This window comes from Mesorhizobium sp. B2-4-7 (assembly GCF_006442685.1).
Lineage (GTDB): Bacteria > Pseudomonadota > Alphaproteobacteria > Rhizobiales > Rhizobiaceae > Mesorhizobium.
Genome location: NZ_VFVH01000002.1, coordinates 538,549 through 560,494, shown reverse-complemented (window position 1 = coordinate 560,494; position 21,946 = coordinate 538,549). Strand labels below are relative to the sequence as shown.

Below are 21,946 nucleotides of genomic sequence, written 5' to 3'. Positions count from 1 at the left end.
TTGGGACACCTCACATCGCGGTAAAACCATTGTCGACGAACAGATGGGCCCCGTTGACGAAGCTCGATTCGTCGCTGGCGAGGTACAGCGCCGCCTTTGCCACCTCTTCCGGTTCGCCGATCCGCCCCTGCTGCGCAGCCAGCGCCGCGTCGGAGACATCGACGCCGAGCTTGCCCAGATCGGCGACCTCGCGCAGCCCATGCGGTGTGCGGATGAAGCCGGGGCAGACGGCGTTGCAGCGGATGTTGCGGTCGCGGAATTCCACGGCGATGGCGCGCGCGAACATGTGACAGGCGCCCTTGGTGGTGTCATAGAGCACTTCGTTCGGCGTCGCCGCCACCGCCGAGATCGACGAGGTGCAGACGATCGAGCCGCCGCCGGCCGCGATCATGCCGGGCAGCACGGCGCGGGTCATCAGGAACATCGAGCGCACGTTGACGGCATGCAGCCAGTCCCATTCCTGCACGCTGGTCTCCAGGAACGGCTTTATCACGATGGTGCCGGCATGATTGAACAGGACGGTAACCGCGCCGAACTTCTCGGCCGCGCCCTTCACGGCCGCCTCGACCTGCGCCTCGTCGGAAACGTCGGCGACAAAATGCTCCGCGATTTGGCCGCGCGCCCGGATCGCCGCGGCGGTGGCTGCCGCCGCTTCGCCATTGCGGTCGATGATCGCCACCTTTGCGCCTTCCGCCGCGAACAGTTCCGAGGCCGCCCCGCCCATTCCCGTCGCGCCGCCCGAAACGATGGCGACCTTGCCGGCCAGTCTTGCTCCCATTTCCTTGCTCCTCCCAAATGTCCTTTGGACGATCTCGCATTGTCGCTCTGCCGCGATGCTATCCTGCCCGCGCGGGGCGGCCAATGCACGAATGGATCGGCAAGTGAAGTGCCGTCGAGCGCCGGAAGTGAAACCGACGCTGCCATGTCCGTCGATCACGCCGATGCCGCTCTGCAGCAACTCAGCGCCAGTTCTCACGGCGCTGTTAGAAAAAAATTCTGCGCATGGCCGAAAAATAGCAATCGACAAAGTCTACAACTTTTATAGATTAACCGGCGAGACGGAGGTCGACATGTCCTATATGCAGAACACCGAGACCCGCAGCAGCGGCCAGAGGCTGGCCAATGCCCAGAGCTTCCGCCCGGCCTATGCCGGTGCTTTCGCCTATGTCGTCTTTGCCCTTGCGTTCGTGTTCACCGGGGCTGTTGTTCTGGGCCTCATTCCCTGAGCCGTGGTCCGGCCAGACTGACGACCCACCGCCTTCAGGCAATCGGAGTTGAATGAACAGGATCGCGGTGCGCTTTCGCGTGCGCCATTGATTCGTATTTGACCGCATCCGTGATTCCAGAGATGGAGGAGATGGCAATGCCGATCGAATTCACGCATGTGCCCGGCAAGACCCATCCTGCCGATAGCGCAGTTTCCTTTTTCTACGACTTTGCCGAGACGGCGACCAGGCTGGCGCTGATCGAGGATGGCGGTTTCCGCAACCTCGTCGTCGACGATCCGGCCGGCCTGCTGACCAATATGGATCTTGCCGCCCAGGTGCTGGACCGCAGCTCGTCGCTGGAAGTGGTCCTCACCCATTGGGCCGGCGTGGTCGAACCGACCGTGGCGGCGCGGCAACTTGCCTCGATCGACGCCCGCAGCGGCGGCCGCCTGGCGCTCAGGATGATCAGCGAGCCGTTAAGCGACGACGATGCCGAAGCGCGTCCGGTCGGACACGGTGTCCTCTGGCAGCGCATCGACGAATATCTGGTTCTGTTGAAGCGGCTATGGTCGAACGAGCAGCCTTTCGACCATGAAGGCGCGTTCTACAGCATCAAGGGCGGCTATGTTCCGCGCAAGGGGCCTCATGGTGCCGACCTCGTCATCCGCATGGGCGGGCAGTCCGGCACGGCACTGAAAGTGGCCGGCCGGCATGCCGACGTCTTCGAACTGGCGCCCGGTTCGATCGACGATGTCAGGCAGTTGATGGAGCGTGTGCGCAGCGCCGCCGCCGAACATGGCCGGGCCGCCAGACTACGCTTCGCCCTTCCGGTCCGCATCCACCGGGGAATTTCCTCGGCAGGGCACAAGGCGGTCGATGTCTCCGGTCCGCCGGCCCAGGCCGCCCTGTCGCTGCTTGCTTACGCGGCTCTCGGCATCGATGAATTCATGATCGTCGGTGTCGACACGCCGCGCGAGATCGCGACAGTCGGCCGCGAGACGATCGCGCTGCTGCGCAATTCGCTGGCGCGGCGTGAAAGCGGCGAGTTCCAGCATGGGGCTTTCGCGCAGCGCACGGGACTGGAAACACGGGCAACGGGCTGAACTGCGAAAACGAAATTTTTATTTCGGAGTGATCGGTCCCATCACTTGTCGCCCACGGACGAGGTGCTGTCCGTTCGAGTCGATGATCTGCGCGCCTTGCTGCTTTGCGCTACGCTATCAATCCTGATCCTTTAGCGCCTTGCTACCCAGCCGTGACAGGCCTTCAATGACTGCACCAGAATCCGCCAGCACGCCGAAGACGCCGTCTTCGACCGTCACCATGTGAAGGGCCGCCTCATGTGCCCGTCCGTCGCCGCTGGCGCAGGCGTCGGAGATCGTCAGGCACTGGAAGTTGCGGTCGCAGGCTTCGCGCAGCGTCGTGTGCACGCAGACATCCGTCGTGCATCCGCAAAACAGAAGATGCGTGATGCCTCGCGCGCGCAGCACGAGCTCGAAATCCGTATAGGTGAAGGCGCCGTTGCAGGTCTTGTCGACGATGATGTCCTGCGGCGCGACGTCGATCTCCGGAGCGATCTGAAAACCCGGACCCGAACGAAGCAGGATCTCGGTGCCGTCGAGGCCGGCCCGCCTGCGGCGCCATTTCTCGTAAGGCGTCATGTCGGCCATGTCGGCCCGGTAGCCCTGCCTTGTATGGACGATGCTGACGCCCGCCTCGCGGGCAGCGGCGATCAGCCGGCTCACCGCGAGCAGGATCGCTCTCAACGGCGACGGATCATATCCCTTCCTGGCGAAGTAACCCGTCGTCGACAGGAAATCCTGCTGCAGGTCGATCACGACCAGCGCGGTGTTCTCGGCCACCAGCCTGCCGTCATAGGGAAAATCGAAGGGTGTCGCCTTGATCATGCGCGGTTTCCTGTTTCAGCGAAGACCTTAGAGCGGTTCATCGCTTCACGGAAACGCTTCCTTGCCTGAAATTCGAAGCGGCATCAGGCGTCACGATGTTTGTTGATGCAAAAACCCAACTTCATTGTTGACTATTAAAGTCATGTTTCATAGTCAACCGGGCACGGTTGCCGAAAACCGGATTGATGACATGCCCGCAGCCGTACTGGAGACGGACCTTGACCGGAACTGACACCCAGACTGCTTTCCACATCGACGCGGTGCGCTTTGCCGTGGGCGAGCGGACGCTGCTCGGTCCGGTTTCGCTCGAATTGCAGTGCGCGCGCGTCTACGGGCTGATCGGCCACAACGGGTCCGGCAAGTCGACGCTGGTCAAGCTTTTGGCGCGCCAGCAGCCGGCAAGCTCTGGCGCCATCACCTTCGCCAGGCGGCCTTTGGCCCAGTGGGGTGCGCGCGAACTGGCGCGGGCGCTTGCCTATCTGCCGCAGACGACGCCGGCGGCGACCAGCTTGACCGTGCGCGAGTTGGCGGCGCTCGGACGTTATCCGTGGCATGGCGCGCTCGGCCGCTTCGGCCAGGACGACAGACGGCATGTCGAGGAAGCGCTGGCCCTGACCGACATGGCCGGCTTTGCCGACCGGCTGGTCGACGAGCTGTCGGGCGGCGAGCGCCAGCGCGCCTGGCTCGCCATGCTGGTGGCGCAGAATGCCGGCGTCATGCTGCTCGATGAGCCTATCTCGGCGCTCGACATCGCCCATCAGGTCGAGGTGCTTGGGTTGGTCAGGGATCTCAGCCGCAAGCGCGACCTTTGCGTCGTCGTGGTGCTGCACGATCCCAACATGGCGGCGCGCTATTGCGACGAGCTGATTGCCCTGAAGGACGGCAGGCTGCTGACGCGCGGCACGCCCGGCGAAATCATGCAAGGCGATGTGCTCAACGGCATTTTCGGGGTCGAGATGGGTGTGTTCGCGCACCCCGTCACAGGCCAGCCCGTCGGCTACGTCCAGTGACGCTTCAGCGCCACGGCGGGGGAGACCGGCGGCTGTGAGAACGAGGAAGAAGACGATGTCGAGAACCGGTTTGGTCGCAGCGCTGTTTGCATCCGCCATGCTGGCGGCCGCCAGCGCGCCGGCGCAGGAGCAGCCGGCAAGCGGCACGCCCGCTACCATTACGGCGCCAGCACCATCGCCGGCCGCGCCCGCCGCTCCCGTGGGAGCCCTAGCGCCTGCACAGCCGCAAGCCGGGGCCGGTACGGCGGCCGAGCCCTCGCCGGCGCTGAGCTTGCCGCATGATCTGTCGCCAGGGGGCATGTTCATGGCTGCCGACATCATCGTCAAGGCGGTGATGATCGGGCTGGCCTTCGCCTCGCTCGTCACCTGGACGATATGGCTGGCCAAGTCGCTGGAAGTGCTTGCCGGCAAGCTTGGCGCCCGTCGCGCCGCGCGGGCCATCGGCAATGCCGCGACGCTGAAGCAGGCGAGCCGCGCGCTCGGCCGCAACGGCGGCACCGGCGCCCTGCTGGTGCGGGCGGCGGAGGAAGAAGCGGCACTTTCGGCCGGCGCGCTCGACCATGCCGGCGGCGACGGGCTGAAGGAACGGGTCGCCTCGCGCCTGACACGCATCGAGGCGGCGGCGGCGCGACGCATGTCGCGCGGCACCGGCCTGCTGGCGACGATCGGCTCGACCGCGCCTTTCGTCGGTCTGTTCGGCACGGTATGGGGCATCATGAACGCCTTCATCGGCATTTCGCAGGCGCAGACCACCAATCTGGCGGTGGTGGCGCCGGGCATTGCCGAAGCCCTTCTCGCCACCGCAATGGGGCTCGTCGCCGCGATACCGGCCGTCGTCATCTACAACGTCTTTGCGCGCTCGATAGCCGGCTACCGGCAGATCCTCGCCGACGCCTCGGCTGGCGTCGAGCGGCTGGTCAGCCGCGACCTCGATTTCCGCACGGTGGCGCCGGCAACGGCGCTGGCGGCGCAGTAGCGGGGCAAGACCATGGGCAGCCGCATCCGTCAAGCCATGGACGACGATCTCGAGGAAAGCCACGAGATCAATGTCACGCCCTTCATCGACGTCATCCTGGTGCTGCTGATCATCTTCATGGTCGCAGCACCCCTGGCGACGGTTGATGTCAATGTCGACCTGCCGGGCTCGACCGCGACGCCGGCGCCGCGGCCGGAGACGCCGCTGTTCCTGACGTTGAAGGATGATCTCTCGCTGGCGATCGGCAATGACACCGTGCCGCGCCAGGTTTTCGCCGCCACGCTGGACGGCAGGACCAAAGGCGACAAGCAGACGCGCATCTTCCTTCGCGCCGACAAGGCGGTTGCCTATGGCGACCTTATGGAGGCAATGAACCTGCTGCGCGGCGCCGGCTATCTGAAGATCGCCCTGGTCGGCCTGGAGGCTGCGCCCGCCGGCGGTGCTCCCGCAGCGGATCCAGGCGGAGCCGCTGGTCCATGACCGGGCAAGCGGCCGCCTCGCCCACGGTGGAGCTGTCGCGCCTCGGCTGGCGCGACCTCGGCCTGTGGGCGGTTGCGGCCGCGCTGGTGCTTTGGGCGCATGTTGCGGTCGCCTATGCGGTACAGAGCTTCACTCCGGTCGACCCGGCGGATGGCGGGGCGCCGCCGGCGCTGGCCATCGAGATGGCGCCGATGGTCGCGACGCCGGCCGTGCCCGAACAAGCCGCGATGTTGGACGCCGCTGTGCCCGACCAGGCCGAGCCGGTCGAGGACACCGAAAAGGCCGCCGAAGCCGAGCCCGAGAAAATGGCCGAGCAAGCGGAGCCCGTTGCCGAGCCGGATGCAACGCCGCCTGACACGACCGAACCGACTGAAACGACGCGGGCTGAGCCGGCCGACCAACCCCCGCTTGAAGAGATCGTCCCTGACATGGTCGAGACGGTCGCGCCTGACGTCGTCGTGCCGCTGCCGCAGCCGAAGCCGGTCGAGACGCCCAGGGAAAAGAAACCCGTCCAGGCCACGGTGAAAAAGCCGGTCGAGAAGCCCAAGCCGAAAAAGGATAAGGCGCCGCCGAAGACGATAACCGCCGCGAGCGCGGAAGCAAAGCCCGCCCCCAGGACAGCGGCGCCGAAATCGGCGTCCGGGGCGTCCGGCGTCAGCCCGGCCAAGTGGGAATCGCGGCTGCTGTCATGGATCAAGCGGCATACGCGCTATCCGAGCGCCGCGAAATCGCGACGCTCGCAAGGCAATGCGAACGTCACCTTCACGGTGGACGCCTCAGGCCGGGTGACGTCGGCGCGCGTCGTCCGCTCCTCGGGCGATCCCGACCTCGACCGCGCCGCGCTCGCCGTGCTGCAGGGCGCCACCGTGCCGCCGCCGCCGCCGGAGCTGGGTTCGCGCGTCAGCCGCACGGCGCCATTCGTATTCAGCCTTCGGAATTGACGCATGCCGCCCAAGACTGAACCCGGTTCGGGAGAAACGACGTCCACGGATCAAAGCAAGGTCGAACGGTCGGCCTACCGATAGCTCATCGACAGACACAGGGCCTCGACCTGCTCGAGGTAGAAGCGGCATCTCATGCGCAGGATCCTGAGGTTCGGATCGCCGGCGCCGTTGATCTCGATGGTCTGCATCATGAAGTCGAAATGGGCATGGAAGGCATCCACCGCGCCCCAGAGACTGTCGGCGTGCCAGGTGTCGGCTATCGCCGTGGAAACCAGTTGGCGCGCTTGAAGGCGCGCCGCATCCGGCGATGCCGGCCGGCTGGCGATCAGGGCATGGAGGCGGCTGAAGACACTTTCACCGGCATCGGCGCTTTTGATGGCTGCGATCATGTTCATTTGTGGGTTCCCCTCAGGTCGTCGTGCATAAATGCCGGTTCGGCGGGCTGCGGGCGATCATTGCAGCGATCGCGGCGACATCGGCCGGCCTTGGATGATGTTGCCTCTGCGCCCGCGTGTTCCAACCAATCGGCCATCTCGATGCGGTCAAGCCGACGGCGGCCTTCCTGAAGGACGGCAGCAGGCCTTGCCGCGCACGTCCCGGGGCACGCCACAGAGATGATGGCTGCATCTGGCTATGCCCTCCTCGGCTGGACGCGATTGTCTTTCGCCTGCGTCCTGGGGTGCATCGAATTGCCGCTGAGCTGCGGATGCCTCGCCGGCCGGGCGCCGCGAAGGACGTCGAAGGCCTCGGCATAAGCCATGCCCAGCAGATAGGAGATCATGGGGAAACGGCTTGCTTCGGCCATCTGCACCAGCTCATTGGCCATCGACGCGATATATTGGAGACTATCGATCTCGGACTGGCGTAGGGATTGGTTGGCCACGTGCTGCTCCTGTGATGTGGTGGAATTCAGGGGACCCCCTCACCGGGCACTCTGAACATAATCAATCGGCTAATTGATTGACCGCGCTGCCAGGCGCGGATTGGTTTCCGGGATAGACAGGGTCAAGGCGTAGATGGGCGCGTCGGTGAGCCGGTCGAGGCCGAGCAAGCGCTTGATCGCCGAGTGGCTGAGCGCCGCGGTCGGGCAGGCCGACAGGCCGTGCCTGGTCGCTGCAAGCATCATGTTCTGGCCGATATGGCCAGCTTCGATCAGCACGACACGATAGGCGTTGGCGTCCTCATACTTCCACATGGTGCGGTCGAGCCTTGCGCAGAGCAGGACCAGGCAGGGCATGGGGTCGGCCCATTCCTGTCCGCCGACCAGCTCGGAGATTTTCGGCAGGTGGTTCGCCGAAATCCTTTCAAGATCGTGTCCGACAGCCGAGTAGTGATAGACGCCGGGCTCCAGCCCTTCCACCGCCGGCGCGACCACATAGGCTTCGTAGGGGTTTCTCGCGCCGCCGGAAGGGGTCATGCCCAGCGGCAGGGCGCCAACGCAGTTGCTGGTCTCGCCGGTGATGCCCATGCCCGCGAACAGACAGTCGGAAAGCTGTTTCGCGGTGATGGTGGGCGCCGCCGCCGTTCGGTTCGTGCGACGCTGGGCCATCAGGGCAATGAGTTCATTGTCGTCCAGCGCGTCCGGCAGCCGGATGGCCGCCGCGGAATTCCTGAGCACGAGGTCGGGCTGCACGGTGTGACCGGCGCGTTCGATCTGCCGTGCCTCCGCCTGTTCGATGGTCATGAACTCGCTGTCCTGGACGCAGAAATGCATCAGCGCGGTCGGAATGCCCCAGTTCCATTGTCCCGAGAATTGGCTCTCCTGTTCGGCCAGTTGCGACCCGGCGGTCACCAGTGCGGAAAAATCGAGCAATTGGGGGATGACGGCATCCAGCTCTGATCGCGACCATCCGTGGTCCCGCGCGATCTCCGCGGCGGATGCCCATTTGTCCCAGGATGCGAGAAGACCGATCACCTCGGAACTGCATTCGAAGACGCTTCTGGTCAGGAAATTGCACGCCGTGACCTTGTTGGCGTCGGGGTAGAAGACAAGCGTTTTTGCGGAGCGCATTTTCATGATGCCGAAAGCCGAATGCAGAAATGTCATTGCGAAGGCGAGGCGCCGACGAACAACCGTCGCCGGCGCCTCGGGCAGCTCAGCGCTTGTTGTAGTGCATGCCCTGCGAAAAGAAGACGGTCTGGGTGCCTGCGGCAATCGTCAGCTTCGGAGCAGTGTTCACTTTCTTCGCCATTTTCATCCCTTCCTGACCCCAATGGGATCTCTTGAAAAGATCCCCAAAACGGGATCCACGGGCGGAAGGTAAGATCGAAAGAGTTAATGGTTTGTTAAAATGGTAGTAAAACTGCATTAATCTAAATTATCTTTCTTAGTCATAAAGTACAAAAAATCGATTTTACTCGTATACGGAGTAGATGACTCCCGGCATACGCTATTTACGGATAGAGTTATTCTTATTTAGCGTAACAAGGGAAGATTCTGACGCGATCAGTCCAGCCCGTCCCGAGCGAGGCTGACCACGAGGTGGTCGAGGCTCGGGTCGTCGAGCTTGACGACGTGCGCCATGCGGATCGCCTGCCGCGGGCCGATGGATACGTCCTGCCGCATGATGACCGACACGAAGGCCGGCCCGGCTTCCGTCAGAAGCATGGCCTTGCCAATCAGTACCGGTTCCGAGATGGGAGCCCACTGCACCGAGATCAGCGATGGTTCACCGGTCTGGCGGCGATTGACGCCGCTGAAGTAGATCCAGTTCAGGCGCGAGATCGCCACGCCGTAATGATTGCCGCGCGCCCGCGCCCATGTCGTTCCCCGGCGCTCCGACCATCCGGTAACCCTTCGGAACGTCACCAGCTCGGCGTCGCGCCGCACGAAGGTCACCGACCGCATCAACAGGTCGGGGCGGGCCGGGATCGAAAAATAGGTGAAGTAGGTGCCGCCCGCGATCGACGGGGCGGGCGGCCGGATCATTTGGTTGAACAGGCTTTCGGAAATCGGTGGCAGGCCGCGAACCGCAGGCTTCGGCGCGCCCGGTTCCCGGTACAATTCGGCTTCGTCGATGCGGAAATAGTCGCAGATCAGCTTGGCTGTCGCTTTGTTCGGAACAGTCTGTCCCTGAAGGTAGCGTTCGAACTGCGTGCGATTGATGCCCAGTTCCCGGCATACCGCGCTCACCGAGGCATGCTCCTTACAGAGCCGTCTGAGATTTGCAGCGAGATACTCGCGAATTGACACGTTTTGCTTCCGCGGGCGGGTTCTTCATATCGACTTCCAAATCCGTATAGCGCCTTCAGCCGCCCCCGCCGAAACGCCTTGCTACAACACACAGAAAAACTGATTTGGTAATGCCACTCTAATGGGGTGGATTCCAAAAAAAATAGCGCGATTCCATAGCGATCACCGCCATAAGTCCAATTGACAGGCGTTTGCCCCGGAAGGCTCTCGCAATCCTTCATGATGGACGGAAAAGGGCGCCAGTGTCGTGACATTTCGCACCGTAGCCACCGACGTGGCTTCGGCTGTTGCAATGCAGCGAAGAGAAGAAAACGACTATCCCGCTGGTGGAGCTGAGGGGGATCGAACCCCTGACCTCGTCATTGCGAACGACGCGCTCTCCCAGCTGAGCTACAGCCCCGTCCAGCGGATGGCGCATTTATCGGGCACGGCAGTTTTCTGTCAAGGCGACGTTTTGCCGAAATCCTGGCGGCCGAAGCCTGCCCTTGCCGGTTTCGCGCGCAATGGCTACATGTCGGCAACAATTGGAGACCGGCATGCTCGCCCTCATTCAAACAATCGTCATGGCGCTCGACCTCTATTGGTGGGTCATCATCATCTCGGCGATCTTTTCCTGGCTCTATGCCTTCAACGTCGTCAACTCGCGCAACCAGTTTGTCGGCAGCATCGGCAATATGCTCTACCGGCTGACCGAACCGGCGCTCAGGCCGATCCGACGTTTCATGCCGGACCTTGGCGGTATCGACATCTCGCCGATCATCCTGCTGCTGATCCTGTTCTTCCTCAGGCAGTTCCTGCTCACCACCGTGGCACCGCTGGTGCTGTGAACCCGATGCTCGCATGAGTGCCCCGTTCCGCATCCGCGAGAACGGCATCGAATTGTTCGTCCGGCTGACACCGAAGTCTTCCATGGACAGGTTCGAAGGCATAGAGAGATCGGCTGATGGGCGAAGCCATTTGAAGGCACGGGTTCGCGCCGTACCCGAAAACGGCGCCGCCAATCAAGCGCTGGAGAAGCTGGCCGCCAAGACGCTTGGAGTGCCGGCCTCGGCCGTTTCGGTTGTCGCCGGCGGCACGGCACGGCTCAAGACGCTGCGCGTGACGGGTGAACCCCAGGTGCTGATGCAGCGCATCGAGGCACTCAGTGCTTCGGCCTGAAGTTCAATCGCCCAGCGGCAAACGCGGATCGTCGACCTTCAGCGTGTTCACGCTCTGCTTGATGCGGCGCAAATTCTCCAGCACCTTCGGGCCGCGCGTCTCGGCCACCGACGTGACGATCATGTCGACGATCGCCAGCAGCGCATAGCGCGACGATGTCGGCTTGTAGATGTTGCCGTCCTCGAGCGGCTGCAAATGGATGACGGTGTCGGCGGCCCTGGCCAATGCCGAGTCCGGCGCGGTGACGGCGACCGTTGTGGCGCCATATTGCTGCGCGACCTGCACCGCCTCGATGACCGACCGTGCATAGCCGGAAACCGAGAAGGCGACCAGCGTGGTGTCGGGCGTGGCCACGGCGGCGTACATGCGCTGCAATTGCCCGTCGATCTGCGCCAGCACCGGCAGGCCCAGCCTGAACAGCCGGTTCTGCATTTCGGTCGCCATCATCGAGGAAATGCCGCCGGAGCCGACGCACAGCACGTTGCCTGACGTGGCAATGCGCGCGGCGACATCGACCAGCGTCGTCATGTCGAGGTTTTCGCTGGCGCGCTGGATGGCCGATATCGCCGCCTCGGTGATGGCCGATGCGATGCGCTGCTCGCGGGCGTCGCGGCTCAGCGGCTCCGGCGACAGATACTGGCCGCCGATGGCGATCGCCTGCGCCAAGTAGAACTTGAAGTCGCGCAGGCCTTCGCAGCCGAGATTGCGGCAGAAGCGGGTCACCGTCGGCTCGCTGACACCGACGCGCGCGGCGATCTCCGAGATCGCCGCCTTGGAGGCGAAATCGAGATCGGACAGGACCAGGCCCGCCAACCGGCGATCCGACTTGGTGCCGTCCTGCGACATCAGCTGCAACCGGGTGATGATGTCGGCCGGTGTCTTCATGCCGGTGTCTTCACGCTTGTGCTTTCATAGAGGCAGGCCCGTCGCCTTGTCGAAAAGATGGACGTTGCGCGGCTCGACCGAGACCGGCAGGCGGTCGCCCGGCTTCACCTGCATCCGGTCGCGGAAGACGACGCGCACCGTATCGCTGCCAATGGCGCCGTAGACATGGGTTTCGGAGCCCGTCGGCTCGACGACGTCCACCTTGATGGTCATGGCGTCGGCAGCTTCGCCGATGACAAAATGTTCGGGCCGGATGCCGGCCTCCACCGCGCCGCCTGTCGGCACCTCTTTGCCGGCAAGCGCAAGCCTTCCGCCGCCAGTCGATTCGAACCAGCTGTTCGTGGCCGTCGTCTTGAGGGACCCGGAAACGAAACTCATCGAGGGCGAGCCGAGAAAGCCGGCAACGAACTTGTTGGATGGCCGGTCATAGAGCTCCAGTGGCGGCCCGACCTGCTGGATCCGGCCGCGATCCATCACCACGATGCGGTCGGCCATGGTCATGGCCTCGATCTGATCGTGGGTGACATAGACGACCGTCGATCTCAGTCTCTGGTGCAGCGCCTTGATCTCGGTGCGCATCTGCACCCGCAATTGCGCGTCGAGGTTGGACAGCGGTTCGTCGAACAGGAAGACCGAGGGCTCGCGCACGATGGCGCGGCCCATGGCGACGCGCTGGCGCTGACCGCCCGACAATTGCCGGGGGTAACGGTCGAGATAGGAGAACAGATTGAGGACGCTGGATGCCTTCTTGACCTTGTCCTCGACCGCGGCGCGGTTCTCGCCGCGGATTTTTGGCCCAAAGCCGATATTGTCGGAGGCCTTGAGGTGCGGAAACAGCGCATACGACTGGAAGACCATGGCGATGTTGCGCTGCTGTGGCGGCAGGTCGTTGGCGCGCACGCCGCCAATGACGAGATCGCCCGAGCTTATCGTTTCCAGTCCGGCCAGCATGCGCAGCAAGGTCGACTTGCCGCACCCGGACGGGCCGACCAGCACGACGAATTCGCCGCTCTCGATGTCGAGGTCGATGTTCTCGAGGATGCTGTGCTGGCCGAAGGATTTCGAAAGATCGCGGAACTGGACGTCGGTCATGGTCACGCTCCCAATATGTCGTCGATGAACGGCAGGCAGCCGGCGGTCAGGCCGGCATCCACCGGCATCACCACGCCCGTTACGCCGGACGCCCGGTCGGAGGCAAGAAACGCCACGGCTTCCGCCACCTCCGAGGCATTGACGATGCGGCCGAGCGGATAGAGCCGTTGGAGCTTGCCGAGAATGTCGGGGTTCTTGGCCAGGCGATGATCCCAGGCGGCGGTACGGATCGATCCCGGACAGACGACATTGGCGCGAACGCCGCTGCGGCCGAGCTCGACGGCGATCGCCTTGGCATAGGCGTTGATGCCGGCCTTGGCGGCGGCATAGGCAGGATTGCCGAAATGGGCGATGGCGTTGACGGAAGAAATGAAGACGACGCTGCCCGAACCGCGCGCCGCCATCGCCTTCACCAGCGGGTCGGCAAAAGTCATCACGCCGGTCAGGTTGAGGTCGAGTTCCTGCTCTATCCTGTCGGCCGTCAATGCGCCGAGCGTCTCCGCGCGCGTCCAGCCGGCATTGTTGATCAGGATGTCGGGCACGCCGTCCTTGTCGAGCACGGCCGCGACGGCTGCCTCGACCGAAACCCGGTCGAGAAGGTTGAAGACATGGCGCGAGGCGAGGTGCGGGCTTGCCAACGCCTCCTCCGATTGATCGCAACCGACCACCCGCGCGCCTCTTCCGGCCAGCAACGCGACGATCGCCGAGCCGAGGCCACCGCCGGCGCCCGTGACAACGACAGTGCGGCCTTCGAACTCGGCTTTCGAAACCACGGCGCTTGCTCCTCCGGCAGTTCGAGCAATTCCAGGAAAGTGTATACGGTTTTCGGTCCGGAATTGCGTCAAAACAAAGAGTTAGAGTGGTTCTCCGTTTCCATGAAACGGTGAACTGCTCTAGGCAGATGTCGGCAGGCTAGTGAATGGAATGTAATTAAGCAACACGATAATCTGCTTGCGTGCGGCCAGATCCTCGATAATGTAGGAAAGTCACATAATCCTGCGCCAACATCGGCGTGAGGAGCGCAAAAGCGCGGAACAAAATGGGAGAGATCGGATGAGCATTGCGAAATGGACTGTCGGCTTGATGGCCGGAATGAGCATGCTGGCCTTCGCGGCACAGGCGCAAGCCGGCGAGGTGCGCGTCACGGTCGCCGAATACAGCGCCAAGACCGGCCCCTACTTCGAGGAGGTCAAGAAGGAGTTCGAGGCAAAGAACCCCGGCATCACGGTCAAGTTCGAAGTGGTGCCGTGGGATGTGCTCTTGCAGAAGCTGACCACCGACATCACCGCCGGCACCAATGCGGATCTCTCGATCATCGGCACGCGCTGGCTGATCGACTTCGTGCAGCAGGACGTCGCCGAGCCGCTCGACAGCTACATCACGCCAGACTTCAAGGGCCGTTTCATCGACACGTTCCTGTCGCCTTCGATCATGGACGGCAAGACCTACGGCCTGCCGATCGCAGCTTCGGCGCGCGCCATGTATTACAACAAGGAACTGTTCGAGAAAGCAGGCATCGCCAAGCCGCCGGCCAATTGGACCGAGCTGCAGGAGGACGCCCGCAAGATCAAGGCGCTGGGGTCCGGCACATTCGGCTTCGGCCTGCAGGGCAAGGAGATCGAGACCGACGTTTATTATTATTATGCGATGTGGTCATACGGCACCGAGATCCTCAACAAGGACGGCACATCGGGCTTGAGCACGCCTGGCGCGCTCGAAGCCGCCAAGCTCTACAAGTCGATGATCGACGAGGGCCTGACGGAGCCCGGCGTCACCTCCAACAACCGTGAGGACGTTCAGAACCTGTTCAAGCAGGGCAAGGTCGGCATGATGATCACCGCACCCTTCCTGTCCAACCAGATCAAGGACGAGGCGCCGAGCCTCAAATACGGCGTGGCGGCTATACCCGCCGGCCCGACGGGCGCGCGCGGCACCTACGGCGTCACCGATTCCATCATCATGTTCAAGAACTCCAAGAACAAGGACGAGGCCTGGAAGCTGCTCGACTTCCTGTTCACCACGGAGCAGCGCGCCAAGTTCACGCAAGGCGAAGGCTTCCTGCCGGTGAACAAGGAAGAGGCCAAGATGGACTATTACGTCAACAATGCCGACCTCGCCGCCTTCACCGCGCTGTTGCCCGATGCGCGCTTCGCGCCGGTCATTCCGGGCTGGGAGGAGATCGCCCAGATCACGTCGGATGCGATCCAGAAGATATACCTCGGCGGCGACCCGGAGGCGGGTTTGAAGGATGCGGCGGCGAAGGCCAACGCCGTGCTGAAGAAATAGGGCGTATCTCCCTGCGCCCGTGGCGCGCCCCACTCAGGCGGGGCGCGCCACATCTTTGGTCTCCCGATCCGAAATCCGCATAAGCAGAACCTTCCGATCCCGTGCGCCGAGGTTACAGGCCAGCCGATGCAAAATCGTTTCCTGCCTTATCTGCTGACCTTGCCCAGCCTGTTCCTGGCGGCAATCGTGATCTTCTGGCCGGTCTGGGACCTGATCCAGATCGCCACGCATGACGTCAACCGTTTCGGCCAGCTGCGCGAATTCAGCGGTCTTGCCAATTTCGCCGCCCTCACCGCCGATCCCGATTTCGTCGCCGCACTGTGGCGCACGGGGATATGGACCGTTCTGGTGGTTGGCGGCGCGCTGCTTCTGTCGATCCCGGTCGCCATCATCCTCAACACCGATTTTTACGGCCGCGGCCTTGCCCGCGTCATCATCATGCTGCCCTGGGCGGTGTCGCTGACCATGACGGCGGTGGTCTGGCGCTGGGCGCTGAGCGGCGAAAGCGGCATGCTGAATTCGGCGCTGCTCGGCCTCGGCCTGATCGATCACAATGTCCAATGGCTGGCCAGCGCCGAGACGGCGTTCCCGATGCAGGTGCTGATCGGCATATTGGTGACGGTGCCGTTCACCACGACGATCTTCCTTGGCGGCCTGTCTTCGATTCCGGACGATCTCTACGAGGCCGCCGCGCTCGAAGGAGCGACGCCGGCACAGCAGTTCCGCGAAATCACCTTTCCGCTCCTGAAACCGTTCATCAACATCGCCATCGTGCTCAACACCATCTACGTCTTCAATTCCTTCCCGATCATCTGGGTAATGACGCAGGGCGGGCCGGCCAACTCGACCGACATCCTGGTCACTCACCTCTACAAGCTTGCCTTCCGCATCGGCAAACTGGGGGAGGCTTCCGCCGTGTCGCTGGTGATGTTCGCCATATTGCTGGTCTTCACCATGATCTATGTGCGCCTCGCCATGCGGGAGCAGCGCGTATGAGGAGCAAGCTGAAACGTACCGTCATCGCCTGGCTGCTGCTGGCGCCTTTGATCGTGGTGACGGTCTTCCCCTTCGCGGTGATGTTCCTGACCGCGGTCAAGCCGCGGCAGGAGGTGCTGTCGCCGACCTGGTGGCCGAGCGAATTCCGCTGGTCGAATTTTGCCGACATGTGGGTGGCGACCGGCTTCGGCCGGGCGCTCGCCAATTCGCTCTATGTCTCGGTGATCGCCACCGTCGGCGCCATCCTGATCTCGGTGCCGGCGGCCTATGCCATGTCGCGCTTTCGTTTTGCCGGCTATGGCGCCTTCCGCCAGTTCCTGCTGATCTCGCAGATGATCTCGCCGATCGTGCTGGTGCTGGGCCTGTTCCGGTTGATGGCCGCCTGGGGGCTGGTCGAATCGACGACCGCGCTCGGCTTCATCTACATGGCCTTCAACGTCGCCTTCACCGTGTGGATGCTGCAGAGTTATTTCGACACCATACCGCGCGATCTCGAGGAGGCGGCCTGGATGGAAGGCGCCGGCCGCTGGCTGACGCTGCGCAAAGTGTTCCTGCCGCTCTGCCTGCCGGCCATTGCCGTCACCGCCATCTTCACCTTCATCAACGCCTGGAACGAATTCGTCGTGGCGCTCACCATGCTGCGCAGCCAGGAGAGCTACACGCTGCCGATCCAGGTGTTCTCGCTGGTCGCCGGGCGCTACACCATCGAATGGCACCACGTCATGGCCGCCACGCTGCTGGCGACGCTGCCGGTGGCGATCCTGTTCATCTGGCTGCAGCGCTACCTCGTGCGGGGGCTGGCGCTCGGAGCCGTCAAATAGCAATTCCATGAGAAAGTATATGGCGGTTTTTCAGTCCGGAATTGCGAGAGCGAAGAGTAACCTGTCCACGGAGCTTTCATGCGCATCTTCACCGCCTCGCTGGCGACGGAAACCAACACCTTCTCGCCGGTGCCGACCGACAGGGCATCGTTCGAGATGGCCTTCTATGCCGGGCCGGGCAAGCATCCGGAGACGCCGACGCTGTGCTCCTCGCCGATCGTCGTGCTGCGCCGGCGCGCGGCCGCAGAGGGATTGACCGTCATCGAGGGCACCGCCACCTGGGCCGAGCCCGGCGGGCTGGTGCAGCGGCAGACCTACGAGGCGCTGCGCGACGAGATTCTGGGCCAGCTCCGAGCAGCGCTGCCGGTCGAGGCCGTCATTCTCGGCCTGCATGGCGCCATGGTGGCGCAGGGCTATGACGACTGCGAGGGCGACCTGCTCGAACGGGTGCGCGAGATCGTCGGGCCTGGCGTGGTGATCGCTTGCGAGTTCGATCCGCACAGTCATCTCACGCCCAAGCGCGTGGCGGCATCTGATATCATGGCCTATTTCCTCGAATTCCCGCACACCGACTTCTACGAGCGCGGCGAGCATGTCGTCGAGCTCGGCCTTGCCGCGGCGCGTGGCGAGATCAAGCCCGTCATCTCGACCTTCGACTGCCGCATGATCCAGGTGCTGCCGACCAGCCGCGAACCGATGCGCTCCTTCGTCGACCGTATCAAGGCGCTGCACGGCAGGGACGGCGTGCTGTCGGTCTCGGTCATCCATGGCTTCATGGCGGCGGATGTGCCCGAAATGGGCACGCGTATCCTCGTTGTCACCGACAATGACAAGGCCAAGGGCGACGCGCTGGCCGAAACGCTGGGACGCGAGCTCTACGCGATGCGCGAAAAGACGGCGATGACGATGCTGAGCGCCGGCGATGGCATCGATCGGGCGCTGGTGGTGCACGCTGAAAAGCGCGGCAGGCCGGTGGTCATCGCCGACATCTGGGACAATCCGGGCGGCGGCGTGCCGGGTGACGGCACCATCGTGCTGCGGGAGCTTTTGGCCCGCGGCATCGACAATGTCGGCGTGGCGACGATCTGGGATCCGGTCGCCGTGACCTTCTGCCGGGCCGCGGGCGAGGGCGCCGTCATCGACCTGCGTTTCGGCGGCAAGGCCGGTCCCCAGGCCGGCGAGCCGATCGACGCCCGCGTCATGGTGCTGAAAGTTCTCGCCGAAGGTTGGCAGAGCTTCGGGCCGAGCCGGGTGACGCTCGGGCCCGCCGCGTTGATCCGCATCGAGGGCACCGAGGTCGACATCATCCTCAACACCAACCGCACGCAGACCTTCGAGCCGGACATTTTTTCCAACATCGGCGTCGATCCGCTGGCCAAGGACATGCTGCTGATCAAATCGACCAACCATTTCTACGCCGGCTTCGAACCGATCGCCGCCGAGATCATCTATCTCTCGGCGCCGAGCGCGTACCCCAGCAATCCGGCGGTGACGGATTACAGGAAACTGAAGCGGGCGATCTGGCCGAGGGTGGCGGATCCGTGGAAGGACAAGGCTCCCCCTTCTCCCCTTGTGGGAGAAGGTGTCGCCGAAGGCGACGGATGAGGGGCGTTCCAGGGAACACCCACGCCTCACTCCGCTGGAGCACCCCTCAACCGTCTCGGCGCTGCGCGCCGATCCACCTTCTCCCACAAGGGGAGAAGGGAAGGCTCGCTCTACACCAGCCCCCGCTTCACCATCATGGCTTCCGGCGACGGCATCTTGCCGCGAAACGCGGTGTAGAGTTCTTCCGGATCCTTCGAGCCGCCGGCGGCATAGATGTTCTTTCTCAGCCGCTCGGCCAGCGCGGGATTGAAGGGGTCGCCCGTCTCCTCGAAAGCGGCGAAGGCGTCGGCGTCGAGTACTTCCGACCACATGTAGGAATAGTAGCCGGCCGAATAGCCCTCGCCGGCAAAGACATGGCCGAAATGCGGCGTGCGGTGGCGCATGGCGATGGTGTCGGGCATGTCGAGTTTTTCGAGCGTTTCGGCTTCGAAACGAAGCGGCTCCTGGGGGGCGTCCGGCCGCGCGTGGTAGGCCATGTCGATCAGCGCGGAGGCGGTGAATTCCACCGTGGCAAAGCCAGCCCCGAAGGTGCGCGCCGCCAGCATCTTGTCGAGCAGCGCCTTCGGCATCGGCAGGCCGGTCTTGACATGCAAAGCGTGCTTTTCCAGCACCGCCGGCACGGTCAGCCAGTGTTCGTAGAGCTGCGAGGGCAGTTCGACGAAATCGCGGCTGACGGAAGTGCCCGACACCGAAGGCCAGGTGACGTCGGTCAGCATGCCGTGCAGGGCATGGCCGAATTCATGGAACAAGGTCTTCGCCTCGTCCACCGACAGCAGCGCCGGCTCGCCCACGGGCGGCTTGGCGAAATTCATGATGTTGTAGATGATCGGGCTCGCGCCGGGGCCCAGGCGGTAGCCTGATTTCAGTGCGCTCATCCAGGCCCCGGAGCGTTTCGACGGCCGCGCGAAATAGTCGGCCAGGAACAGGCCGCGCTCGCTGCCATCGGCATTCTTCACCACGAACACACGCGCGTCCGGATGCCAGGCGGCAATGCCTTTCCTCTCTTCGAAGGTGATGCCGAACAGTCTTGTCGCGACGTCGAAACAGGCATCGATGATCCGGTCGAGCTGGAGATAGGGCTTCAATTCCGCCTCGTCGAAGGCGAATTTCTCCGCGCGCAGCTTCTCCTGGTAGAAACGCCAATCCCAGGCGGCGAATTTTTCGTTGCTGCCGGCTTCCGCCGCCAGCCGTTCCAGCTCCTTTTGGTCGGCGGCGGCCTTTTCCAACGCCTTTTCCCAGACGGGATCGAGCAGGTCGTGCACCGCCTTGGGCGTCTTGGCCATGGTGTCGTCGAGCTTCAGCGCCGCGAAGGAGCCGTAGCCGAGCAGCTTCGCCTTCTCGGCGCGCAGCTTCAGCATGTCGCGCACCACGGCCGTATTGTCGGTCGCGCCGCCATTCTGGCCGCGCATGGTGAAGGCGCGGAAGGCGATCTCTCGCAAGTCGCGGCGCTCCGAGAAGGTCGAGAACGGCTCGTAGATCGAGCGCGACAAGGTGACGGCGTAGCGGCCTTTCTGGCCGCGCATCTCGGCGGCTTCGGCCATCGAGCTCTTCACGAAATCCGGCAGGCCGGCCAGGTCGGCCTCGTCGAGGAACAGCGCCCAGTCGCGTTCGTCGGCAAGCACGTTCTGGCCGAAGCTGGTGCCGAGCGACGACAGCTCCTCGTTGATCCCTGCCAGCCGCTTCTTGCCATCCGCATCGAGTTTCGCGCCCGAGCGGACAAAACCCTTCCAGGTCTTTTCCAGCACCCGCAGCGTCTCGGCATCGAGCTTGAGCGTCTCGCGCCGCCGGTAAAGGTCGTCGATGCGGGCAAAGAGCCTTTCATTCATCGAGATCGCCGAGAAATGCCTCGACATCCTTGGCGAGATGTCGCGCTCCAGCGTCTGGATATCTTCGTTGGTGTGGGCCCCGGCGCGGCACCAGAAGATCGACGAGACATGGTCGAGCGCTTCGCCGGCGAGCTCCAGGGCTTGAAGCGTGTTCTCGATGGTCGGCGTATCCTCGTTCGCGGCGATGGCCTCGATCTCGGCCTCATGCGCCTTCAGCGCCGCGTCGAAGACGGGTGCGAACTCGTCGTCGCCAAATCGGGCGAAATCGGGCAGGCCGAGTGGCCCTTGCCACGTGGTCAGCGGATGGGCGGCGAGGTCGACGGCTTTCGTGGCGGGCATGGATTGTCTTTCGGGCTGGCAGGTCGGGAGGGGCTGAAATCACCGATGTAGGGCGCTCGTCCGGCGCGCGCAACAGCGCTGCCGGTCAGTAGGCTTCGCAGCTTTCCGCAAGCGCTTTCTGCGTGCTGGCCGTGATGCGGTCGCCCGCTATAGCGAAGGTCTCATGCATCAGCATGTCGTTGTCGGGGAAGTCGTAGCAGGCGATCACCGTGGTGACGCCGCCTTCGTTCTTCTCGATCCGGTGTCGGATCGCGGCACCAGCAACCGCACCTTTCCATTCGTCGAGCGAGGCGATGAACTCCTGCTTTCCCTGCACGATGCCGAGGTCGTCGAGTTCGATGCGCACATTGTCGGCGAGCAGGTCGGAAAGTTCGGTGCGGTCGGCGACCAGCAGGGCCGAATACCACCGGCTGATGATGGCGCCGTCATCGGCGCGGGCGGCCATGATCGCCATCAGCAGTGCGGCGACGGTGAACATGACCGGCCGGATGTTCATTGCCTGGCGTGCCGTTTCGGTCACTCCAGCACCGGGCGCTCGAAATCGCCGGTTTCCTTGTTCATCACCCAGAGCTCGCCGGTCGAAATGTCGAACCAGGCACCGTGCAGCGACAGCCGCCCCTTGCCCTCAAGGATCGAGACGCAGGGAAAGGTCCTGAGATTGGCGAGGGAATAGCGGATCGAGATGCGCTCCAGCGCCGTCTGGCGCTCCGTCGCAGTCATGAAGGTGCTGGCCGACACGGTCTCGGCGGCCGGCGCGATCAGGCTCATCCATTTGCCGATGAAATCGCCCGGCGACAGTGGCGCGGAATTGGCGTCGAGCGCGGCACGGATACCGCCGCAGCGGCCATGGCCCATGACAACGATGTTCTTGACCTTGAGGCTCTGCACCGCGAATTCGAGCGCGGCCGAGGTCGAGTGGAACTCGCCGTCCGGCTCGTAAGGCGGCACCAGATTGCCGACATTGCGCAGCACGAAGAGTTCGCCGGGCCCTGCGTCGAAGATCGCCTCGGGAGCCGAGCGGGAATCGCAGCACGCGACGATCATGGTTTCCGGCGCTTGCCCCTCCCGGGCGAGCTCGCGATAGCGGCCGCTCTCGGTGAGATAGCGACCGTTCATGAAATTGCGGTAGCCGGCAAGAAGGTGGTCGGGAAGGTGAGGCATGGGCGGCTTTCCGGGTTGGAGGCGGCAGCTCGTTGCGGTCGAGAAAACGCTCTAGCGGT

The 21,946-nt window shown here is 63.7% G+C and carries 24 protein-coding genes and 1 tRNA gene; 12 read left to right on the top strand and 13 right to left on the bottom strand.

Features of this window, described 5'->3' with window-relative positions; genetic code table 11:
* Nucleotides 1-10: 10 nt before the first annotated feature.
* The gene (locus FJ946_RS09505; RefSeq protein ID WP_140492551.1) at nt 11-778 is read right to left on the bottom strand and encodes an SDR family oxidoreductase; all 768 of its coding nucleotides are present in this window, start codon (nt 776-778) and stop codon (nt 11-13) included.
* Nucleotides 779-1,070: 292 nt separating this feature from the next.
* Here FJ946_RS09505 and FJ946_RS09500 point away from each other — a divergent pair, with 292 nt between their 5' ends.
* Entirely contained in the window at nt 1,071-1,226 is a 156-nt protein-coding gene (locus FJ946_RS09500) for a hypothetical protein (RefSeq protein WP_140492547.1), read from the top strand.
* A gap of 137 nt (nt 1,227-1,363) precedes the next feature.
* Entirely contained in the window at nt 1,364-2,311 is a 948-nt protein-coding gene (locus FJ946_RS09495; RefSeq protein ID WP_140563928.1) for an LLM class flavin-dependent oxidoreductase, read from the top strand.
* Between the two features lie 117 nt (nt 2,312-2,428).
* Here the strand turns inward: FJ946_RS09495 and FJ946_RS09490 are convergent, their stop codons facing one another.
* Nucleotides 2,429-3,115 (bottom strand): isochorismatase family cysteine hydrolase, encoded by a 687-nt coding sequence (locus FJ946_RS09490; protein ID WP_140563927.1) that lies wholly within the window; start codon nt 3,113-3,115, stop codon nt 2,429-2,431.
* A gap of 218 nt (nt 3,116-3,333) precedes the next feature.
* On the opposite strand from FJ946_RS09490, the gene FJ946_RS09485 reads away from it, so the two are divergent.
* The 4 genes from FJ946_RS09485 to FJ946_RS09470 are packed head-to-tail and all read left to right on the top strand — an operon-like array spanning nt 3,334 to nt 6,522.
* The gene (locus FJ946_RS09485) at nt 3,334-4,125 is read left to right on the top strand and encodes an ATP-binding cassette domain-containing protein (protein ID WP_246673018.1); all 792 of its coding nucleotides are present in this window, start codon (nt 3,334-3,336) and stop codon (nt 4,123-4,125) included.
* Between the two features lie 55 nt (nt 4,126-4,180).
* A complete protein-coding gene (gene exbB, locus FJ946_RS09480) occupies nt 4,181-5,101 on the top strand; it encodes a tonB-system energizer ExbB (RefSeq protein WP_140563925.1) in 921 nt (306 codons plus the stop codon).
* 12 nt (nt 5,102-5,113) lie between these two features.
* The gene (gene exbD, locus FJ946_RS09475; protein WP_140554807.1) at nt 5,114-5,581 is read left to right on the top strand and encodes a TonB system transport protein ExbD; all 468 of its coding nucleotides are present in this window, start codon (nt 5,114-5,116) and stop codon (nt 5,579-5,581) included.
* Complete coding sequence (locus tag FJ946_RS09470; RefSeq protein WP_140563924.1) at nt 5,578-6,522, top strand: energy transducer TonB; 945 nt, start codon at nt 5,578-5,580, stop codon at nt 6,520-6,522. The genes exbD and FJ946_RS09470 overlap by 4 nt, the downstream gene beginning before the upstream one ends.
* A 74-nt stretch (nt 6,523-6,596) precedes the next feature.
* Here FJ946_RS09470 and FJ946_RS09465 read toward each other — a convergent pair whose 3' ends face one another.
* From FJ946_RS09465 to FJ946_RS09440, 5 genes are all read right to left on the bottom strand, one after another.
* The gene (locus FJ946_RS09465; RefSeq protein ID WP_140492528.1) at nt 6,597-6,920 is read right to left on the bottom strand and encodes a hypothetical protein; all 324 of its coding nucleotides are present in this window, start codon (nt 6,918-6,920) and stop codon (nt 6,597-6,599) included.
* Between the two features lie 236 nt (nt 6,921-7,156).
* The gene (locus tag FJ946_RS09460; protein ID WP_140492525.1) at nt 7,157-7,408 is read right to left on the bottom strand and encodes a hypothetical protein; all 252 of its coding nucleotides are present in this window, start codon (nt 7,406-7,408) and stop codon (nt 7,157-7,159) included.
* 69 nt (nt 7,409-7,477) lie between these two features.
* Entirely contained in the window at nt 7,478-8,572 is a 1,095-nt protein-coding gene (locus FJ946_RS09455) for a SagB/ThcOx family dehydrogenase (protein WP_246673017.1), read from the bottom strand.
* 399 nt (nt 8,573-8,971) lie between these two features.
* The gene (locus FJ946_RS09445; RefSeq protein ID WP_140492521.1) at nt 8,972-9,718 is read right to left on the bottom strand and encodes a helix-turn-helix transcriptional regulator; all 747 of its coding nucleotides are present in this window, start codon (nt 9,716-9,718) and stop codon (nt 8,972-8,974) included.
* A gap of 324 nt (nt 9,719-10,042) precedes the next feature.
* Nucleotides 10,043-10,118, bottom strand: a tRNA-Ala gene (locus tag FJ946_RS09440).
* A gap of 136 nt (nt 10,119-10,254) precedes the next feature.
* Between FJ946_RS09440 and FJ946_RS09435 the strand changes: the two genes are divergently transcribed.
* Nucleotides 10,255-10,545, top strand: coding sequence for a YggT family protein (locus FJ946_RS09435; protein WP_140492518.1), 291 nt, complete (start codon nt 10,255-10,257; stop codon nt 10,543-10,545).
* A 13-nt stretch (nt 10,546-10,558) separates the two neighbouring features.
* The gene (locus FJ946_RS09430; protein ID WP_140554805.1) at nt 10,559-10,876 is read left to right on the top strand and encodes a DUF167 family protein; all 318 of its coding nucleotides are present in this window, start codon (nt 10,559-10,561) and stop codon (nt 10,874-10,876) included.
* Between the two features lie 3 nt (nt 10,877-10,879).
* Here FJ946_RS09430 and FJ946_RS09425 read toward each other — a convergent pair whose 3' ends face one another.
* From FJ946_RS09425 to FJ946_RS09415, 3 genes are read right to left on the bottom strand one after another with little or no spacing between them, the layout of a single operon-like run.
* Nucleotides 10,880-11,761 (bottom strand): MurR/RpiR family transcriptional regulator, encoded by an 882-nt coding sequence (locus FJ946_RS09425; RefSeq protein WP_140492512.1) that lies wholly within the window; start codon nt 11,759-11,761, stop codon nt 10,880-10,882.
* Nucleotides 11,762-11,785: 24 nt separating this feature from the next.
* A complete protein-coding gene (gene ugpC / locus FJ946_RS09420; protein WP_140563923.1) occupies nt 11,786-12,853 on the bottom strand; it encodes a sn-glycerol-3-phosphate ABC transporter ATP-binding protein UgpC in 1,068 nt (355 codons plus the stop codon).
* A 2-nt stretch (nt 12,854-12,855) separates the two neighbouring features.
* On the bottom strand, nt 12,856-13,626 hold the full coding sequence (locus FJ946_RS09415) for an SDR family oxidoreductase (RefSeq protein WP_140563922.1): 771 nt from the start codon (nt 13,624-13,626) through the stop codon (nt 12,856-12,858).
* 280 nt (nt 13,627-13,906) lie between these two features.
* On the opposite strand from FJ946_RS09415, the gene FJ946_RS09410 reads away from it, so the two are divergent.
* From FJ946_RS09410 to FJ946_RS09395, 4 genes are all read left to right on the top strand, one after another.
* Nucleotides 13,907-15,139, top strand: a complete 1,233-nt coding sequence (locus tag FJ946_RS09410) for a sugar ABC transporter substrate-binding protein (RefSeq protein WP_140554802.1) — start codon at nt 13,907-13,909, stop codon at nt 15,137-15,139.
* 126 nt (nt 15,140-15,265) lie between these two features.
* Entirely contained in the window at nt 15,266-16,135 is an 870-nt protein-coding gene (locus tag FJ946_RS09405; protein ID WP_140554801.1) for a sugar ABC transporter permease, read from the top strand.
* Entirely contained in the window at nt 16,132-16,956 is an 825-nt protein-coding gene (locus tag FJ946_RS09400) for a carbohydrate ABC transporter permease (protein WP_140554800.1), read from the top strand. Before FJ946_RS09405 ends, FJ946_RS09400 begins: the two co-directional genes overlap by 4 nt.
* A 78-nt stretch (nt 16,957-17,034) precedes the next feature.
* Nucleotides 17,035-18,561 (top strand): M81 family metallopeptidase, encoded by a 1,527-nt coding sequence (locus FJ946_RS09395; RefSeq protein WP_140563921.1) that lies wholly within the window; start codon nt 17,035-17,037, stop codon nt 18,559-18,561.
* 110 nt (nt 18,562-18,671) lie between these two features.
* On the opposite strand, the gene FJ946_RS09390 is transcribed toward FJ946_RS09395, so the two are convergent.
* From FJ946_RS09390 to FJ946_RS09380, 3 genes are all read right to left on the bottom strand, one after another.
* Nucleotides 18,672-20,726 (bottom strand): M3 family metallopeptidase, encoded by a 2,055-nt coding sequence (locus FJ946_RS09390; RefSeq protein ID WP_140563920.1) that lies wholly within the window; start codon nt 20,724-20,726, stop codon nt 18,672-18,674.
* An 85-nt stretch (nt 20,727-20,811) separates the two neighbouring features.
* Nucleotides 20,812-21,222: a nuclear transport factor 2 family protein gene (locus FJ946_RS09385; protein ID WP_181165207.1), complete on the bottom strand. Its 411-nt coding sequence runs from the start codon at nt 21,220-21,222 to the stop codon at nt 20,812-20,814.
* 20 nt (nt 21,223-21,242) lie between these two features.
* On the bottom strand, nt 21,243-21,887 hold the full coding sequence (locus FJ946_RS09380) for a carbonic anhydrase (RefSeq protein WP_140492485.1): 645 nt from the start codon (nt 21,885-21,887) through the stop codon (nt 21,243-21,245).
* Nucleotides 21,888-21,946: the final 59 nt, after the last annotated feature.

Coding starts and splice junctions, on each gene's coding strand:
- FJ946_RS09400 (WP_140554800.1), top strand. CDS start 16,132: ATGAGGAGCAAGCTGAAACGTACCGTCATCGCCTGGCTGCTGCTGGCG.
- FJ946_RS09425 (WP_140492512.1), bottom strand. CDS start 11,761: ATGAAGACACCGGCCGACATCATCACCCGGTTGCAGCTGATGTCGCAG.
- FJ946_RS09490 (WP_140563927.1), bottom strand. CDS start 3,115: ATGATCAAGGCGACACCCTTCGATTTTCCCTATGACGGCAGGCTGGTG.
- ugpC (WP_140563923.1), bottom strand. CDS start 12,853: ATGACCGACGTCCAGTTCCGCGATCTTTCGAAATCCTTCGGCCAGCAC.
- FJ946_RS09395 (WP_140563921.1), top strand. CDS start 17,035: ATGCGCATCTTCACCGCCTCGCTGGCGACGGAAACCAACACCTTCTCG.
- FJ946_RS09495 (WP_140563928.1), top strand. CDS start 1,364: ATGCCGATCGAATTCACGCATGTGCCCGGCAAGACCCATCCTGCCGAT.
- FJ946_RS09390 (WP_140563920.1), bottom strand. CDS start 20,726: ATGCCCGCCACGAAAGCCGTCGACCTCGCCGCCCATCCGCTGACCACG.
- FJ946_RS09380 (WP_140492485.1), bottom strand. CDS start 21,887: ATGCCTCACCTTCCCGACCACCTTCTTGCCGGCTACCGCAATTTCATG.
- FJ946_RS09430 (WP_140554805.1), top strand. CDS start 10,559: ATGAGTGCCCCGTTCCGCATCCGCGAGAACGGCATCGAATTGTTCGTC.
- FJ946_RS09470 (WP_140563924.1), top strand. CDS start 5,578: ATGACCGGGCAAGCGGCCGCCTCGCCCACGGTGGAGCTGTCGCGCCTC.
- exbB (WP_140563925.1), top strand. CDS start 4,181: ATGTCGAGAACCGGTTTGGTCGCAGCGCTGTTTGCATCCGCCATGCTG.
- FJ946_RS09435 (WP_140492518.1), top strand. CDS start 10,255: ATGCTCGCCCTCATTCAAACAATCGTCATGGCGCTCGACCTCTATTGG.
- FJ946_RS09405 (WP_140554801.1), top strand. CDS start 15,266: ATGCAAAATCGTTTCCTGCCTTATCTGCTGACCTTGCCCAGCCTGTTC.
- exbD (WP_140554807.1), top strand. CDS start 5,114: ATGGGCAGCCGCATCCGTCAAGCCATGGACGACGATCTCGAGGAAAGC.
- FJ946_RS09505 (WP_140492551.1), bottom strand. CDS start 778: ATGGGAGCAAGACTGGCCGGCAAGGTCGCCATCGTTTCGGGCGGCGCG.
- FJ946_RS09410 (WP_140554802.1), top strand. CDS start 13,907: ATGAGCATTGCGAAATGGACTGTCGGCTTGATGGCCGGAATGAGCATG.
- FJ946_RS09455 (WP_246673017.1), bottom strand. CDS start 8,572: ATGACATTTCTGCATTCGGCTTTCGGCATCATGAAAATGCGCTCCGCA.
- FJ946_RS09465 (WP_140492528.1), bottom strand. CDS start 6,920: ATGAACATGATCGCAGCCATCAAAAGCGCCGATGCCGGTGAAAGTGTC.
- FJ946_RS09385 (WP_181165207.1), bottom strand. CDS start 21,222: ATGAACATCCGGCCGGTCATGTTCACCGTCGCCGCACTGCTGATGGCG.
- FJ946_RS09500 (WP_140492547.1), top strand. CDS start 1,071: ATGTCCTATATGCAGAACACCGAGACCCGCAGCAGCGGCCAGAGGCTG.